Below are 15,520 nucleotides of genomic sequence, written 5' to 3' on the forward strand. Positions count from 1 at the left end.
AGCAACCGGAAAAGGTTATTGGTGGAGGTAATAACCTTTTCCGGAAAATTAAAAAGCTGATTAGAAAATTTTAAAACCGACGGCCAGCGAGTAAGTATTGGCTTTGGCATCCAGGTCTTTGTTGATATTGGTAAAACCGCGGCTGTAACGAGCATCCAAAGTAATGTTCCCGATATCAATTCCGGCATTTATGGCGCCGCCGACGTTAACTCTTTTGTAGTCAAAGCCCGCAGGCGCATCTGGTTTGTTTAGCGTATAGCCAAAGTCGGGGCCAACAGCTACCCGGAAATTTAGCGCATCCGAATTAATTAGTTTGTAGCCCACCAACACCGGTACGTTTACCTGTTTTATTTTAGGATGGTACGACTGGGACGTAATGGCATATTTGCTTGCCACCGTGGTAAAATTAACTTCCGGCTGAATGAACAATGCATCGCCCATTCGGGCAAAAATACCAACGGTGTACCCGGCTTTGCCGCTTTCGTTGCTTACTTCGTTTAGATCGGCGGGCATTTTGGTGTAGTTCACCCCGGCTTTAATGCCGACATTAAATCCGGAGGTTTGGGCTTTTACCGTGGTAAGACTCAATACCAACAAAGCCAATAACGATAGAAAAAGTGCTTTTTTCATGCTTTCTTTTTTTAAGATTAGTTTTTTGTGTTTTCTGAAACCATGACAACCAAGTAAAACTTTACCCCTACGCGGTTTTAAAATTATTTTAAAATTCGGGAAATGGTGCAGTAAACCAGAAGTGGAATTTGCCTGATGTATGAAGGAGGATAAACGTGAATTTTAGGTAAGTCTTAGGTTTGGATGGGCTGCGTATTTGTACTTACGTATAACTATTCCGGGCTTGTGTCGTGAAAGGAGAGGCTGGCGAACGAGCAGTTTTTAGCCCCAATACAAACTTTTACTTACTATTCCACTCATGACACCTATTTACCAACTTTTACTAAATTTTAAAAAATGGCTGCTTCCGCAATATTTTAGGCCAGGTTACCATTTTCTCCGGATAAAAAAATTAACCTTCATTTTAAAACAAATTCTTCTTTTTGTTTCATCATCCGCAAACTACAAATTTGTATTCTCTAAATATTCGGTCTTAACAAGTGGGCTCATCTTTTTGGGTTTATTACTGGGCGGATGCGCTACTTCCAAGCTGGGTTCGGCGGGGCAGAAAAAGACGGCGGGCAAAACTTTTGTGATTGTCGGGGCTTCCAGCGGGTTTGGTAGGGGAGTTGCCGAGCAGCTGGGGGCATACAAAGCCAACGTAGTGCTGGCCGCCCGCCGCACCGATTTACTCGAAGAAATTGCTACCAATATTCGAGCGGCCGGTGGCACCGCCCTGGTAGTTACCACGGACATCAGCAAACCCGAACAAGTAGAACAACTTATGGCCACGGCCCTGCAACAGTACAATAAAGTAGATGTTTGGATTAACATGGCTGGTGTAGGAGGTATTGGCCGTTTCTGGGAAATTCCATTATCCGACCAGGCGGCCATAGTGGATATTAACCTGAAAGGTGTGATTTACGGAAGTTATGCTGCCATCAAGCAGTTCCGGACGCAGGGCTACGGTACACTCATCAACCTGGGCTCGATTGAAAGCGAAAACCCGCTGGCGTACCATGCTACGTATGCGTCTACCAAAGGCGCAATTTTAAATTTTGATCAGGCTTTAAATCAGGAATTACGCCTTAGCGGACATAAGAACATTAAAGTAGTAACTGTAGAACCCTGGGCAGTTGATACGCCTTTCTGGCGCCACGCCGCCAACTACAGCGGGGGTACGGCCCGCATGGCCGCTATGGACCCGCCCCAAAAAGTAGTAAAGGCGGTAATCCGGATGAGTCTGCGGCCGCGCAAAGAAATCCCGGTCGGTTGGAAAGCCCGCGGTACCTGGATCTCGCATCATTTATTCCCGCACTTCACTGAACGCATTGCCGCTAACATTGTGCACCGTTATCAAATTAAAACCGCACCTCCGCAAGAACCTACCTCCGGTTCGGTATACCAGGCCATGGAAGCTGGCCACGGCGTAGACGATGGCGTACGCAAGCGTATGAAGGAAGAGAAGAAAATGCGCAAAAGGAAAAAAGCTTAATAAGTAAAAAATTTAAAAAATTCTATATATACTAGCCAGAATAATCTTGTTCAGAAAAGTAGAAATTTAAAAATTTGGTAGTGGATTATGCTTTAACTGTCGTTATGCGGAGAGACCGCACCAGCGGTCTCTCCGCATTTTCCGGACAGCCAATCTCTGATTGGCAGCCCCAAAGTACTTAGAGCACTGCACTAACTCTAAGCACAACAATTGTAAATTCCAGGAATCAGAAAAGCCGTTGCTAAGCGCAAAGATTCCAGTTTGGCTATTGAGCACCTGCTAGGGTTCCGGTTTTGCGGAGCAAAATTCCGCAGCGGAGCGAGGAAAGAGAGTCTAGCGAGTGCGAGAGAGCCAAACGAGGCCCGCCGGCCACGAGGAAAAACTTGTAGCTAGCAAGCTAGATAGCCCTGCAGCCTGGAGACTTGCAAAGGCTCCAAGTAAGTACGGTAGAAAAAGCACTTAAATTTTTCTAAAGAATGAAATTACTAAAAATTCTTTTAAGCAGCTTGCTTCAGCCGACACGGGTTCCAGCTTATGGCCGGAGTAAAGTCGGAGACTTTACTTTATATGAAGGCACAAGTTTGAAAACTTGCGCCAGAGAAAGAGCCAGAGAAAGGGGTGGCCAGTATATGGGGGCAAACTCTAAAGGACATTAACGATATGGACATCTATATAGCAAAAAATTAAAAAAGGTGAATTTTTAAAAAATTCACCTTTTTGAGAAAATAAAATTACTAAACTTCCGCTAAATACTTATGCACAAAGCTAATTGCCATGCTGCCTTCACCTACTGCCGAAGCAACCCGATTCATGGCGTTGGCGCGCACGTCGCCGGCGGCAAAAATGCCGTGGGCGCTGGTTTCGAGTAAGTAGGGATCGCGTTTTAACTTCCAGATTTTGTTAAAAGCATCGTAGCGCTTGGCGTCGCGCCCGGTTTCGATAAAGCCTTTTTCGTTGCGGATAATTTCTTGTCCAATCCAATCGGTATAAGGCCGGGAACCAATAAAAATGTAAAGAGCATCGGCTTGTTTGGTTTCGCTTTCGGGGTTATTAATCGGGCCAATTTTTACCTGCTCTAATTTTCCGTTGCCCATTGCTTCTTTTATCTCGGTTTTGCCCAGTACCTGAATGTTGGCCGTACCGCTAATCTGGTCAATCAGGTACGACGACATGGAAGATGTAAGATCTTCTTTGCGGATAACAATGTACACGTTGCGAGCAAATTTCGATAGATACATGGCTGCTTGTCCCGCCGAATTACCGCCACCCACAATGTACACTTCTTTGTCGGTGCAGGAGGCAGCTTCAGTCATGGCGGCACCATAATAAATGCCGGCGCCAGTAAAATCTTCTACGCCTTTGGTTTCCAATTTGCGGTAATCTACGCCGGTAGTAATAACCACCGTGCGGGTATTTATTTCTTCGCCGCCCTCCAGCATCACACGTTTATAACCGTCTTTTTCGTGAATGGCTTTTACATCTTGCGGCGATAAAAACTCGGTGCCAAACCGGGTAGCCTGGGTAATGGCCCGGCGGGTTAAATCAGAACCGCTTAAGCCTGCCGGAAAACCTAAATAATTTTCGATGCGGGAACTGGTACCGGCTTGTCCGCCCGGGGCGTGCCGCTCAATGAGCAAAGTTTTTAATCCTTCGGAGGCGCCGTAAACCGAAGCGGCTAAACCCGCCGGTCCGGCCCCAATGATAACTACATCGTAAATATCGTTTTTCAAAGTGGGCGTTAAACCCACTTTACCGGCTAAGTCGCGCAAGGTAGGCGATTGCAGAAAGGTACCATCTTCAAAGAAAACAGCCGGTAACTCTTTGGTTTTAATTTGGTTTATTTCCAGCAGTTGCTTGGCATCTTTGTTACTTTCTACATCCAACCATTGGTACGGAATCAGGTTGCCCGCCAGAAATTCTTTAATGGTATGCGACTTGGGCGAAAACTGGTAACCTATGAGTTTAATGCCTTTAAAATCGGGTTGGTAATGGTGTTGCCACTCGTCGAGCAAGTCGTCAACAACGGGGTATAATTTTTCCTCCGGTGGGTCCCAGGGTTTCATTAAATAATAATCCAGCCGCACTTCGTTTATGGCTTTAATGGCGGCATCGGTATCGGAGTAGGCGGTAAGTAAAACGCGTTTGGCTTCGGGGTAAAACTCGGTAGCTTTTACCAGAAAAGAAACGCCGTCCATTTCGGGCATGCGTTGGTCGGCAATAAACATTGCAATGGTTTCGCCTTTATTTTTTAATTCCAGCAAACTGTCCAGTGCTTCCTGCACCGAGGGGGTACTTAGTATCTTGTATTCTTTCCGGTATTGCGCTTTTAAATCCCGGTTCAGGGCCCTTAAAACCTGAACGTCGTCGTCAATCGAAAAGATAATAGGCTCATTCATAAAACCGTAAGTTTGAGAAAAGGGATGGGAATAAAGATAAATTTAAAATTTTTAAAAATTTACAATTCAGTCCTGGCCGTTCAGCGGAAAATACACGCAAAAAGTGGTTTGCCCAGGCTGGGAATTAAATTTTATGTGCCCGTTATGTTGCTGTACTATCCGGGTTACCACGTCTAAACCTAAACCGGTACCTTTGCCTACATCTTTGGTGGTGAAAAACGGGTCGAAGATGCGGTTTTTAATTTCTTCGGGAATGCCGGGGCCATTGTCAGTAATACTAACTTCCAGAAACGAATTAACTTGTTTGGTTTTAATGTCGAGACGGCCATTCGGAACGCCATCTAGGGCATCCAGGGCATTATCAATTAAGTTGGTCCAGACCTGGTTTAATTCGCCCACGTAAGCGTTAATGCGGGGCAGGGTAAGGTCATATTCTTCTACCAGTTGCACGTTGCCTTTTTTTAACTTATGGCCCAGCATGGTTAAGGTGTTTTTAATGCCCCCGTGAATATCCACGTATTCTTTGTCGCGGTCGCGGTCCATGTGGGTAAAGTTTTTAATGGCGCTTACCAGTTTTTCGATGCGCTGCGAAGCTTCCTGAATATCGGTTACCATTTTTTCGGTTACCAGGTTATTGTTAATCCAGTTTAACATCGGCGACAAGTAAGCCGCCGGAATCAGTTCCGAAAACTCGGTCATGTCCTGGCAGGTAAAGCCAAACTCAATAAAATTTTCGGCAAGTTCCTGGCTGTTATCTACGCTCATGTCCTCTAGACATTCGGCTAGTTCGTCTTCCAGGGCGGTGCGTTGCATTAAAGTTAAAATTGGCTTTTCGGGACGACCTAATACCGCAAACATTTTATCGTTTACTTTATCTACGTCCTCCGGACTCATGCGCACCGCAATCACTTTTTTAAATGTATCGGGTACCAGTTGCAAGTGTTTTTTTAAAGAAATAGAACCCCGCACAATCGCCGAAGCCGGATTGTTTAACTCGTGCGCCAAACCAGCCGATAACTTGCCCAAAGCCATCATTTTTTCGTTTTGCTGCTGCATGGTAGTAAAATCGCGCACCCGCGAAGTCATGATATGCACCAGCGCCTGAGTGAGTTCGTAATGCTGGACAATTAAATCCTTCATCTTCTCCACCGGAAAAATCATTACCTGCAAAGTTTCCTCTACCTGACCGTTGGCACTGGCGGTAGTTCCGCGCGAAAAAGGCAGAAAACCCGTGATATCTTTTACCTCGAAATAGCCCAGTTTACGGGTATTATTTTTTTGCTGCAACCACATGCGCACCCGGCCTTGCACGATGACGTAAGTGCCAATAATGGGCTCGCCTAATTTAAATAAAAAGCTTCCTTCCGGCATTTCGCGGTGCACGCTGTTATCTAACCACCATTGCAATTGATCCGGGGGAACATCTTTTAAACTTTCAATGGATTGTAACCATTCTGTAGTGGCACTTTGCATAAAACAAGGATATATTAATAAATATACTACAAAATACAATACTGATTGATAATTCTGGAATTGGCAAGTAAGCGGGTGAAATTTCTGAAAGATACCTGCGTGCAGCCGGTACAACCTCTATATCTGGTAGTTGAAGCGCAATGTACTAATTGGTTTAATTAGGCCTACCAGATTTTTATTTAGAATAATCCACTTACGTTTAGGATAGCAAGTTACTGGGGTATAGTAAATTCTAGTAAAAAATTAAATACTTTGGGCAACTTTAAAGTAAAGCCGGCGCGAATTGCTTGTAATCGTTTATATTTTGATTTTTTAAAAATTAAAAATTTAGCTATGGTAAAAGTAAGCTTAAAGTGTGGGCCGGTTCGGGCAACGCTTATGTTTTTAATTGGTGTTGCATTGACTACCGCAGATCTATTGGCGCAGAAAACCCGAAACATAGATTCGCTGGCAATTTGGCGCCGGGAAACGCAGGAAAAATTTAAAATTAATCCCGAACAACCTTTACAGGAACGGGTAAAACCTGCCTCCGCAGAAACATTGAAAATGTTTAGAGACGCTGGTATGGCACCTACCGAACATACTTTAACCACTGCCGAACGCCAGCAGTTACAAGAAGTATTTGCGGCTTTGCCTCCTTTGCACCAGCAGGTACTCCAAAATCGTTTGCGAAGTATTAGTTTCCTGGACAACATGCCCAATACTGCTTTAACGGCCACGGTTAATCCCGATGCAAAATTTCCGGTATTTGACTTAACTGTGCGGGCCGCTATTTTTAAACAAACCGCCTCGGAATGGATGACCGAAAAAGAGCGCACTTGCTTTAAATCTACCGGATCATCGTTGGCAATAACTTGCGATATTGGGTCGTTGAGCGCGATGCTCTACGTAATATTACATGAAGCTACGCACATGGTAGATGTAAGCTTGCAAATAGGGCAAAGTGCAGGATTTAGTAAAAACATCTGGAAAGACCGTACCCATCTCACCGCAACTTATAGCCATAGTCTGCTGGATAGTACCCGCTACCGGGGTGGCAAACCCATACCCATTAGTAAAGCAAAAGCAGTTTACCAGGCTTTATCCCATACGCCACTGGTTTCTTTATACAGTACTAATAGCTGGAACGAAGATTTAGCAGAATATCTTTCTATTTATCATTTCACGCAAAAGCTAAATCAACCTTTTAAAATTACCCTGCGCAATAAGGGCAAAGAAGTATGGGTATTTGAGCCTTTAAAATCAAAGCTGGCGCGGCAACGCTTCGGAGAAATGAAGCGTTTTTACCAAACCCCACCTACTACTGCGGGGTAGTTTTTTGGAAAAGCGCTAGAAGCAAAATAGAAGCTATAATCTTAAAATTTTTAAAATTATAGCTTTGTGGAGGACACCATTCGACAACTTTTATCCTACTACTGGGGCTTGTATTCTCCTACGTACTCTAGCGAAGGTAAAAATCAAACTTTGCAAGCACTTTTTAAAATGAAGGATAGTTTAATTTTTCAAACACAATAAGGTTTGAAATACAATATAGAAAAATATCCCCTTTGCAACAGGTAGCTGTTCCTGGTGCAAGGAATGACGATAAACTGTTCTGTTGTTCAACGAGTTTTAGCGTCTTGCGTTTTTTTGGTTCTGGGGGTAGGGGCCCTCTTACTTTGTGTCAAGACAAAAAGAACAAGAAGCGAGCAATGAAACAACTCCACTTAGAAATCAAAGCCATAGCAGCTGCTATGCGTACGAAAGCTTTTTTGATTTACAAGGCACGGAAGTAAATCCGCGCCATAGTGCATTAAGTAGCAAAATGTGAAATTTTGTGGATGTATAAAACTAAATTTTTCATTATATAATTTCTCACTTCTCGCTACTTAATCTTTAGACTACCATAATTGTAAATACGCTTGATAGAAAAAAGGCACATTATGGAAGTACGATGCTTATTTATTTAAATAAACTACCTAAACCACCACCTAAATTACCCAAGGCGCCACCACCCAAGCCACCAAAGTTAGATAAGGCTTGCGAAATACTATCTGGAGTGATGCTGGAGTCGTTGGGATCGTTGGCTTTGTGCGAAAACTTTTGTAACAAGCCCGGCAAAGCTGCGGCAATAGCCCCCGTAGCAGCCGGCGGTAAACCAAACTTACTACCTAAAGTACTTACCAGTCCGCCTTCAATAGCGCTGGTTACTGGGTTACCCGACGATGCACCTCCTTGTAATAATGAAAGTAAACCGCCTACACCACCTTGCGTAGCTGCCTGGCTAGCTAAGCCACTAGTAACCTGGTGTGCAATTTCTTTATGAACCGCATCTTCCTGGCCTGCGGGAATGGACGAAGCAACCTGGGGATTGCTACCTATCTGCTGTTTAACAAGGTCTAAAATTTGATCAAGCATAATTTAATTCTTATTTGTATGGGATATAACCTTATTAACGCGCCCTAACCTAAATGGTTAATTAATCCTTAAAACAGTTACGTATTTAAACTGTATATGAATAACCGGAGAGCAGCAACTTAGTATTAAATTAAGAATTTTTAAGATTGTATCCTAAAATAGATAAATGTATTGTAAACTGTATAATGTCGAAATAGCGACAGTTTGCAAAAAACTAGAAATTACAATTGATTTTTATCAGTTAACCAATCCAAAGCTTCGTAATGATGTTGAAAGTTGGCAAATTCTGAATTGGAGTTATTTTGTTTTAATATTTTTTGGTACAAATTCGCCATTAAAGAATCGTAGAAAGTAACGCCGGCTCCTACCCGGGCAATCTTTTTTACTGCTGGTATCGGATAATTTTCGGAAAAATATTTTTTAATTAAATCTTCATCAATTACCGGGCTTTTATCTACGTCCACGTGCGTGGCATCCAAAAGAATTCGTTCAATTTCGTATTTATTTATTACTCCCGCTGATTTAGACCACAACGATGCCAATTCTTCTAGATCTAGAATTCCTATCCATCTTATTTCTACCATCTTTAATTCGGGATGGTATTCCAATTCCATATTATTTTGGTTGAAAACAATCATCTTTCTTGTGTTTAAGCCTTCCGGACACGTTTGTAAAGAAAGGAACATGCCACGTATAACTTGTAATGAAAATCAGGACAACCAATAAGAATGGAGCGCAAAGTAAAAATTGGGTAAAATATAGTATTTTTATTTTATAGTATACGTTAAGTATGAGAAAGCAACTACTTACAAATGTTATAAAATTTAAAATTTTTTAATTTTTGGCAGAATTTTGATTCATATTTGTTAAAAATAACTTATAAAGTGCTATTTGTAGTCTATTTTGCAAATAATCTTTTTTGTGTTAAACTTATTTAAAATTAAACTTTGCTGGTACTGGCGGATGTTGTTAGGTTATCTTCAAGATAAATAGCCCGAAGATGGCGCTTACTTAATACAATTTTATTGTAATTTTAAGAAAATGAATTTACGCCAATTAATAGCAAGCGAGTTTGTTACGGTAGAGGTAGACCTGGATACTAGTTTTTTGCAAACTACCTGGCTGCAGCAACCCGACAGTGCCCAGTTTAGGGAACAACTGCAACGCGTAATTGATTACATTTTAACGCACCAAATTAATAAGACCCTGTTTGATACAAGGGCTCGGGCTTATTTAGAAATAGCCGATCAAAATTGGGTGATCCGGGAAATTTTTCCGTTATTCAAAGAACGTGCAGTACGCTTTGCTTATTTAATTAGTCCGATGGCGCTCGAAGCTTTGGATGTATTCCGGATTCAATTTGCCTTGGAAACCGACGACTCGAGTACAAAGAAAATGCAAATAAAACTTTTCTTATACAAAGATGAAGCGCTGCAATGGTTGTGGCAAACAGAGTAAATCTTTCGGATTAATTCTATTTTAAAATTTTTGCTATTTATAAATATTTGATCGATAAGGAGATAAGCTTTGAAGGAGTAATGGCTCAGAAATGGTACTAAGGCCGGTACATAATATTGTTGCAGACTAATCAGTGCAGCTATTAGGCAAGGGCAGCGGCTATGGATCAATTTTATTTTCCGGAAATTTTAAAATTTAAAAATATTGGCCTCCAAATACACTGTAACAAAACAATAAACATGTTTTTGGTCATTTTCAGAATGGAATTTTTACAAGATAGATTAAAGTCAATTTTAAATTTACCAGTAAAGCTGAAGGGCCAACTTTACTGGTAAATTTTTAGTTACAATTTTTACTGAGTTTAACCTGGAGTAAATTTTTCCGGATTTAAGCTTGATCTATTTCTTTAGCAACCCGGTTGGCCGAGCGGGTAGCGGCCTCCATGCCCCAATTTAAATTATCGGCATAAGCGCCGGCAAAATGGATGCGGCCATGCGGCTGCATTACCTGAGGCCATAATTTTTTAAGTGATCCCATCGGAAAATTCAGTCGTTCGCAGGTAAAGGCATATTTTTCGCGGGGCCAATCTTTTACTAGGGCTTGTTCAATGGTGTCTTGTTTACCCGGATAAATTTCCCGGAAAGCGGCTACGGCTTGGTCGGGGGTTGTACCGCCCGGGCACATGCCCATTAACGCTACCCGGTGGGTGTCTACTTCTTCGGCTACCTGCCAAATGCCCCCAATATGCGGATGGTTGAGCTCCATGTTAATGCTTAAATTATCTTTCAGCCAGAATTTAGAACTGGCCTGAAACACAAAACGTGCGTACGAATCGTAGGCAATATGTTCTAACACATACTGTTTTTCGGGCGGTAAGGCTGGGGTAATTGGGATCTTACTAAAGGCTGGTAACGGAATGCAATTTGCCAGATAATCGGCGGTCATTTCTTTTTCTTTGCCAAACTCCAGGTATGTAACACTTACTCCCCCGGCATGGTGCTTAATGCTGGTAATCGGCGCATTTAATTTCACGCGCTCGCCTAATTGTTTCGCAAAAGCATTGGGTAAACTTTGATTGCCATTTTGCAAGCGGTAAACTTTTTTCGGGTAAAGGGGCAAACCCCGCATCTGCAAAATGGCCTGCCGCCACAGCTCAAATTGGGCAGAAGTATCTTTTCCGCTTAAAAATTGTAAAGCCGCCGGCGAAGCGCCTTCTTTCCGGTAAATTTCCGAAATGGGCATTGTGTCTAAATGATCGTAACCCACGCCAAAAGGCTGGTATTCGTCGGTGAACTTAGCCAGGTAGGGTTTGGTATAAAGTAAATCCAGCTCCGGCCATTCATTCTGACCTAAAAATGTTATTTCGCGGCTATTAAAGCCAAAGTTTTTCAAGACGGCCGGGTCGCGCAGCATTTCTTCGGAATAAAATTTACCGTTGATGCGGCGTAACACGCTATCACGTTTGGGATAAGGCAAAACCGTTAAGTTAAATTGTTTGGCGTAGTCCCAAAATAATTCGTAACCCGGTTTGGTGATGTTTTCGGCCCCAAAATCGGCGTACAATCCATCCGATAAGCCATCGCGGACGGTTAACACGTGCCCGCCGTGGCGCGGAGAGCCTTCCAGTACCGTAACATCGTGTCCGCGCTTCATTAATTCGTACCCGCAGCATAGTCCGGCAATGCCACCGCCGGCCACAATTACTTTTTTACCCGCCTGATTAGATGGAGTTGTTAGCTGGGTAGCCGGGTTGCTTTGACTTACGGAACTGGCTTCTAGTTCGGGAGTAAACAGGGTAGTTCCTAAACCTGCCACTACCGTGGACTTTAAAAAGTCGCGACGATTAACTTGTTTCATAAGAAGATGAATAAGATAAATGGTAAATAAGGTAGGGCAGGTTAAGCGGTAGGTAATATACAAGTAAAAACGATTATCAATATTATTTTAAGACAATTTTTTAAAAATTAGATTTCACAGGTATTGTTTTATTCTTTTTGCCTTAGAGTTGGTCTGTTAAACCCGGAGCTTTCAAAGCCTGGATTTACTATTATTTTACCGGTTTAACTCTATTATTTTACTTTATAACTTGATATCCAGAATTTGCGCAAACGTTTGCGCAACCCCGAAAAGCCTTATTTTGCTGTTTTTTTAAAATTTACTCTGACTAATGGCTTGATAATAACTCTGAAAAAATCTATATTGGAGTTATAAGTGGCAGTTTAAGATTCTCTCCAAAGTTAAATTTCTTTCAGCTTCGTTCCGGTCCGGTAAACTTAATTTTATCCTCGGTGCAGAAGCATGGTTTACTCCTGGTTTTTGCCAAAAGCACCAGCCGAGGCAAAGGGCATTATACTTATTTTTTAACGCGTTTTTTTGAAGTTAAAGCTTTGTAATTGTTTTCGGTACTTGTGTTTACGGGCAGGTAAATAAAACTTTATTTAAAAAAGCTAAAGTTCTGTTACAGCAGATTAAACCTTATATAAAGGGTAATTTGCTGGTTTTTTAGGTTGTACATTTTTTTAATGCTAACAGTATTTCAATGATAAACCTGTACCTATAATGAGAAACGCTACTCTGAAATTATTTTTAAATTTTTTATTTCTAACGACTTCGCTTTCGCTTTTGGCGCAGGAGCGAACGGTGCGGGGGAAAATAACCGATGCCGACAAAGGCGATGCCTTGCCAGGAGTTTCCATTGTAGTAAAAGGTACTACTACGGGTACTTCTACAGATGCTAACGGAAATTATGAGTTGTCTGTGCCGGGATCTAATGCACGTTTAGTGGTGTCGTACGTGGGCTATGTTTCGCAGGAAGTAGCGGTGACCAGCCAAGGTGCCATAAACGTAGCCTTAAAACCCGATGTAAAGGCATTGGAAGAAGTAGTAGTAGTCGGTTTCGGTACTCAGAAAAAAGCCGATTTAACTGGGGCCGTAAGTGGCATCCGGGGCGATGACATTGGCATAACGTCCAAACCGGTTTCCAGCCCCGACCAGATTCTGGCCGGCCGGGCTACCGGGGTGAACATCTCCAACCGCAGCGGCGACCCGGGGGCACCCATCAACGTGCGCATCCGGGGCATTGGCACGCCGGGCGTAAACCAGCCTTTGTGGGTAATTGACGGCGTACCGATTGTGCAAACCGAAAACATGACCGTAAATACTGGTTCTTCCACCGAATCAAATCCTTTGGCCGGTATTAACCCCAGCGATATCGAAAGCATGGACGTGCTTAAAGACGCTTCGGCGGCGGCTATTTACGGCGCCCGGGCGGCCAACGGGGTTATTATTGTAACTACCAAACGAGGCAAAGAAGGCAAAGCCAACGTGTCTTATGACGGCTACATGGCCAAGGGCAGCACCCAAAAACGGATTGATGTGCTTAATGTAGACCAGTACATTGATATCCAGCAGCAATTAGGTCGCGACTTCAGCCAGTTCCGGGGTCAGCCTTTCGTAGATTGGCAAGATGCCGTTTTCAAAACCTCCACCATTAAAAACCACAACATTGCCGTGAGCGGCGGTTCGGCCAATGCCAACTATTTTATCGGGGCCGGTTACTACGACCAGGACGGCATTGAGCGGGGGCAAGGATTTACCCGGTATTCCATTAAAGCCAATTCGGACGTAAGCGTAGGTAAAAAATTAAAATTTGGCGAGTCGCTGCTGCTAAGCTCGGTAAACCGGCTCACCCAAACCGAGACCGGTTTATTTGCGGGTTACAATGCAGCCCTTAACGCGCCATATTTTAAAATCTATGACCCCAACGGACCTTTAGGCTACAACCCCGAAAATGTACAAACTGTAGGCGAAGGCGGCTACGGGCAAAATTTAGTTTTACGTACCGACACCCGGGTAAACTCCACGCGCATTATTACCCGCAAAGTACTGGCCAGCATTTACGGCGAGTGGGAAATTATCTCGGGCTTAAAATATAAAATTACCGGGGGCGTAGACTACAACGTGGGCAGCGGTGACTTTTTCCAGGAAGCCATTGCCTTCGACAACATTACGCCGCGGAGTTCTATTTTGGTGCAGGAACGCCCTATTGAGCTAACCACCAATTTAAGCCACACTTTAACCTACAACAAAGTCTTCGGCGACCACAGCTTAACCTTGCTGGTAGGGGAAGAAGAAACCAATTTCCGGTTTGATAAAGTGAGGCTACAGGGGAACAACTTATACAATTCGGCCATTCAGTTTGCTTCTACCGGTTCCTCGGTTTCGGCGGCAAACGAAGCTGACCAATGGGCGTTGCGCGGGTATTTAGGCCGGATCAATTATTCGTACAAAGGACGTTATTTGTTTACCGCCAACGTGCGGAACGATAATACATCCCGCTTCGCGAAAGGCAACCGTTCCCAAACTTTTCCGTCGTTTTCGGCGGGCTGGCGCATCAGCGAAGAAAGCTTCTTCCCGAAAGGCGACATTGTGGATGATATTAAAATCCGGGGTAGCTGGGGACAATCCGGTAACCAGTTCACCGGAGCAAACTTTGCTTTCTTATCTACCCTCAAAACTACTATTTTTTACCCCATTGGGGTAGGCCAGGTTATTACCCGCGCCCCGGCACCCGTTAACTTTGCTAATGCCAATCTGCGCTGGGAAACCAGCAACCAGTTAGATATTGGTGCCGACATTAGTTTACTGGCCGGCCGCATCGAAATAACCGCCGATTACTACCACAAAGTCACCAAAGATGTATTAATTGGTTTGCCCATACCGTTTACCTCCGGTTATTTCCTGCCCGCCGATGCCAACGTGGGTGAAATTTTAAACCGGGGCTTTGAGTTTGCCGTGAATTACCGCAACCGCATCAACGATTTTAATTACAGCATTGGTGGCAACATTACTACGGTACACAACGAAGTGTTGGATTTAGGCTCTATCCCGGAAATTATTACGGGCGTAAGCGGCGCTTCTACGCACCGCACTACTGTGGGCGAACCTTTGGGTTATTTATACGGCTACAAAACCAATGGCATTTACCAAACTCAGGCCGAAGTAGATGCCGACGAAAATATACCGGATTCTTTTTCTTCCGGCAGGGCGCCCGGCGATATCCGCTTTGTGGATGTAAATAAAGATGGCAAAATTGATGCCCAGGACCGCACCAAAATCGGTAACCCGAACCCATCTTTTTTCTACGGCATCAACGCCTCGGCGGGTTATAAAGGCTTTGATCTGACGTTGTTATTACAAGGCGTAGGCGGCATTGACGTGTACAACGAAGCGCGGCGCAATTTAGAAAACTTAACCGGCAATAATAACTTTACCGCCCGTGTGCTCGACCATTGGACCGAAGCCGGCTCCAGTAATTCTATGCCCCGTATTGTGCCCAACGACCCGAACGGCAACAACCGCTACTCCGACCGGTGGATTGAAAATGCCAGCTTTATGCGCATTAAAAACTTACAAATTGGCTATGCCTTGCCCACCAACAAACTGCAAAGCTGGACCAAAGAATTTGTATCGAAAGCCCGCGTGTACGTAGCTGCCCAAAATTTATACACCTTCACCAAATACCTGGGCTTTGATCCGGAAGTTACCCGGGGCTTTAGTTTCCAGAAGGGCGATATCGTGTTGGCCAACGGCCAGGACCCCGGCAACTCGCCGCAGCCCCGCATTTACCAGGTAGGGGTGCAAGTAACTTTTTAAAAAATTTAAAATCTGCTTTCTTAATTACCGACTCAAA

10 protein-coding genes are annotated in these 15,520 nt (G+C 43.7%); 4 read left to right on the plus strand and 6 right to left on the minus strand.

The genetic code is table 11. The features are described from left to right. Positions 1–60: 60 nt before the first annotated feature. Positions 61–630, minus strand: a complete 570-nt coding sequence (locus HUW51_RS19440; RefSeq protein ID WP_185271290.1) for a porin family protein — start codon at positions 628–630, stop codon at positions 61–63. Between the two features lie 493 nt (positions 631–1,123). Here HUW51_RS19440 and HUW51_RS19445 point away from each other — a divergent pair, with 493 nt between their 5' ends. Beyond that, positions 1,124–2,104 (plus strand): SDR family NAD(P)-dependent oxidoreductase, encoded by a 981-nt coding sequence (locus HUW51_RS19445; RefSeq protein WP_228466755.1) that lies wholly within the window; start codon positions 1,124–1,126, stop codon positions 2,102–2,104. A 734-nt stretch (positions 2,105–2,838) separates the two neighbouring features. Here the strand turns inward: HUW51_RS19445 and HUW51_RS19450 are convergent. Next, positions 2,839–4,500, minus strand: coding sequence for an FAD-dependent oxidoreductase (locus HUW51_RS19450; RefSeq protein WP_185271292.1), 1,662 nt, complete (start codon positions 4,498–4,500; stop codon positions 2,839–2,841). 66 nt (positions 4,501–4,566) lie between these two features. Next, the gene (locus HUW51_RS19455) at positions 4,567–5,973 is read right to left on the minus strand and encodes a sensor histidine kinase (protein WP_185271293.1); all 1,407 of its coding nucleotides are present in this window, start codon (positions 5,971–5,973) and stop codon (positions 4,567–4,569) included. Between the two features lie 333 nt (positions 5,974–6,306). Here HUW51_RS19455 and HUW51_RS19460 point away from each other — a divergent pair, with 333 nt between their 5' ends. Further along, positions 6,307–7,287: a hypothetical protein gene (locus HUW51_RS19460; protein ID WP_185271294.1), complete on the plus strand. Its 981-nt coding sequence runs from the start codon at positions 6,307–6,309 to the stop codon at positions 7,285–7,287. 627 nt (positions 7,288–7,914) lie between these two features. Here HUW51_RS19460 and HUW51_RS19465 read toward each other — a convergent pair. Both HUW51_RS19465 and HUW51_RS19470 read right to left on the minus strand, forming a co-directional pair. Beyond that, a complete protein-coding gene (locus tag HUW51_RS19465; protein WP_185271295.1) occupies positions 7,915–8,370 on the minus strand; it encodes a DUF937 domain-containing protein in 456 nt (151 codons plus the stop codon). A 221-nt stretch (positions 8,371–8,591) separates the two neighbouring features. Further along, the gene (locus HUW51_RS19470; RefSeq protein WP_185271296.1) at positions 8,592–8,984 is read right to left on the minus strand and encodes a hypothetical protein; all 393 of its coding nucleotides are present in this window, start codon (positions 8,982–8,984) and stop codon (positions 8,592–8,594) included. A gap of 427 nt (positions 8,985–9,411) precedes the next feature. On the opposite strand from HUW51_RS19470, the gene HUW51_RS19475 reads away from it, so the two are divergent. Beyond that, positions 9,412–9,828: a hypothetical protein gene (locus HUW51_RS19475; protein ID WP_185271297.1), complete on the plus strand. Its 417-nt coding sequence runs from the start codon at positions 9,412–9,414 to the stop codon at positions 9,826–9,828. 387 nt (positions 9,829–10,215) lie between these two features. On the opposite strand, the gene HUW51_RS19480 is transcribed toward HUW51_RS19475, so the two are convergent. Next, positions 10,216–11,685 (minus strand): flavin monoamine oxidase family protein, encoded by a 1,470-nt coding sequence (locus tag HUW51_RS19480; protein ID WP_185271298.1) that lies wholly within the window; start codon positions 11,683–11,685, stop codon positions 10,216–10,218. A 702-nt stretch (positions 11,686–12,387) separates the two neighbouring features. On the opposite strand from HUW51_RS19480, the gene HUW51_RS19485 reads away from it, so the two are divergent. After that, the gene (locus tag HUW51_RS19485) at positions 12,388–15,483 is read left to right on the plus strand and encodes a SusC/RagA family TonB-linked outer membrane protein (protein ID WP_185271299.1); all 3,096 of its coding nucleotides are present in this window, start codon (positions 12,388–12,390) and stop codon (positions 15,481–15,483) included. Positions 15,484–15,520 lie beyond the last annotated feature (37 nt).

This window comes from Adhaeribacter swui (genome assembly GCF_014217805.1).
Classification (GTDB): domain Bacteria; phylum Bacteroidota; class Bacteroidia; order Cytophagales; family Hymenobacteraceae; genus Adhaeribacter; species Adhaeribacter swui.

Coding starts and splice junctions, on each gene's coding strand:
- HUW51_RS19440 (WP_185271290.1), bottom strand. CDS start 630: ATGAAAAAAGCACTTTTTCTATCGTTATTGGCTTTGTTGGTATTGAGT.
- HUW51_RS19450 (WP_185271292.1), bottom strand. CDS start 4,500: ATGAATGAGCCTATTATCTTTTCGATTGACGACGACGTTCAGGTTTTA.
- HUW51_RS19455 (WP_185271293.1), bottom strand. CDS start 5,973: ATGCAAAGTGCCACTACAGAATGGTTACAATCCATTGAAAGTTTAAAA.
- HUW51_RS19460 (WP_185271294.1), top strand. CDS start 6,307: ATGGTAAAAGTAAGCTTAAAGTGTGGGCCGGTTCGGGCAACGCTTATG.
- HUW51_RS19465 (WP_185271295.1), bottom strand. CDS start 8,370: ATGCTTGATCAAATTTTAGACCTTGTTAAACAGCAGATAGGTAGCAAT.
- HUW51_RS19470 (WP_185271296.1), bottom strand. CDS start 8,984: ATGGAATTGGAATACCATCCCGAATTAAAGATGGTAGAAATAAGATGG.
- HUW51_RS19475 (WP_185271297.1), top strand. CDS start 9,412: ATGAATTTACGCCAATTAATAGCAAGCGAGTTTGTTACGGTAGAGGTA.
- HUW51_RS19480 (WP_185271298.1), bottom strand. CDS start 11,685: ATGAAACAAGTTAATCGTCGCGACTTTTTAAAGTCCACGGTAGTGGCA.
- HUW51_RS19485 (WP_185271299.1), top strand. CDS start 12,388: ATGAGAAACGCTACTCTGAAATTATTTTTAAATTTTTTATTTCTAACG.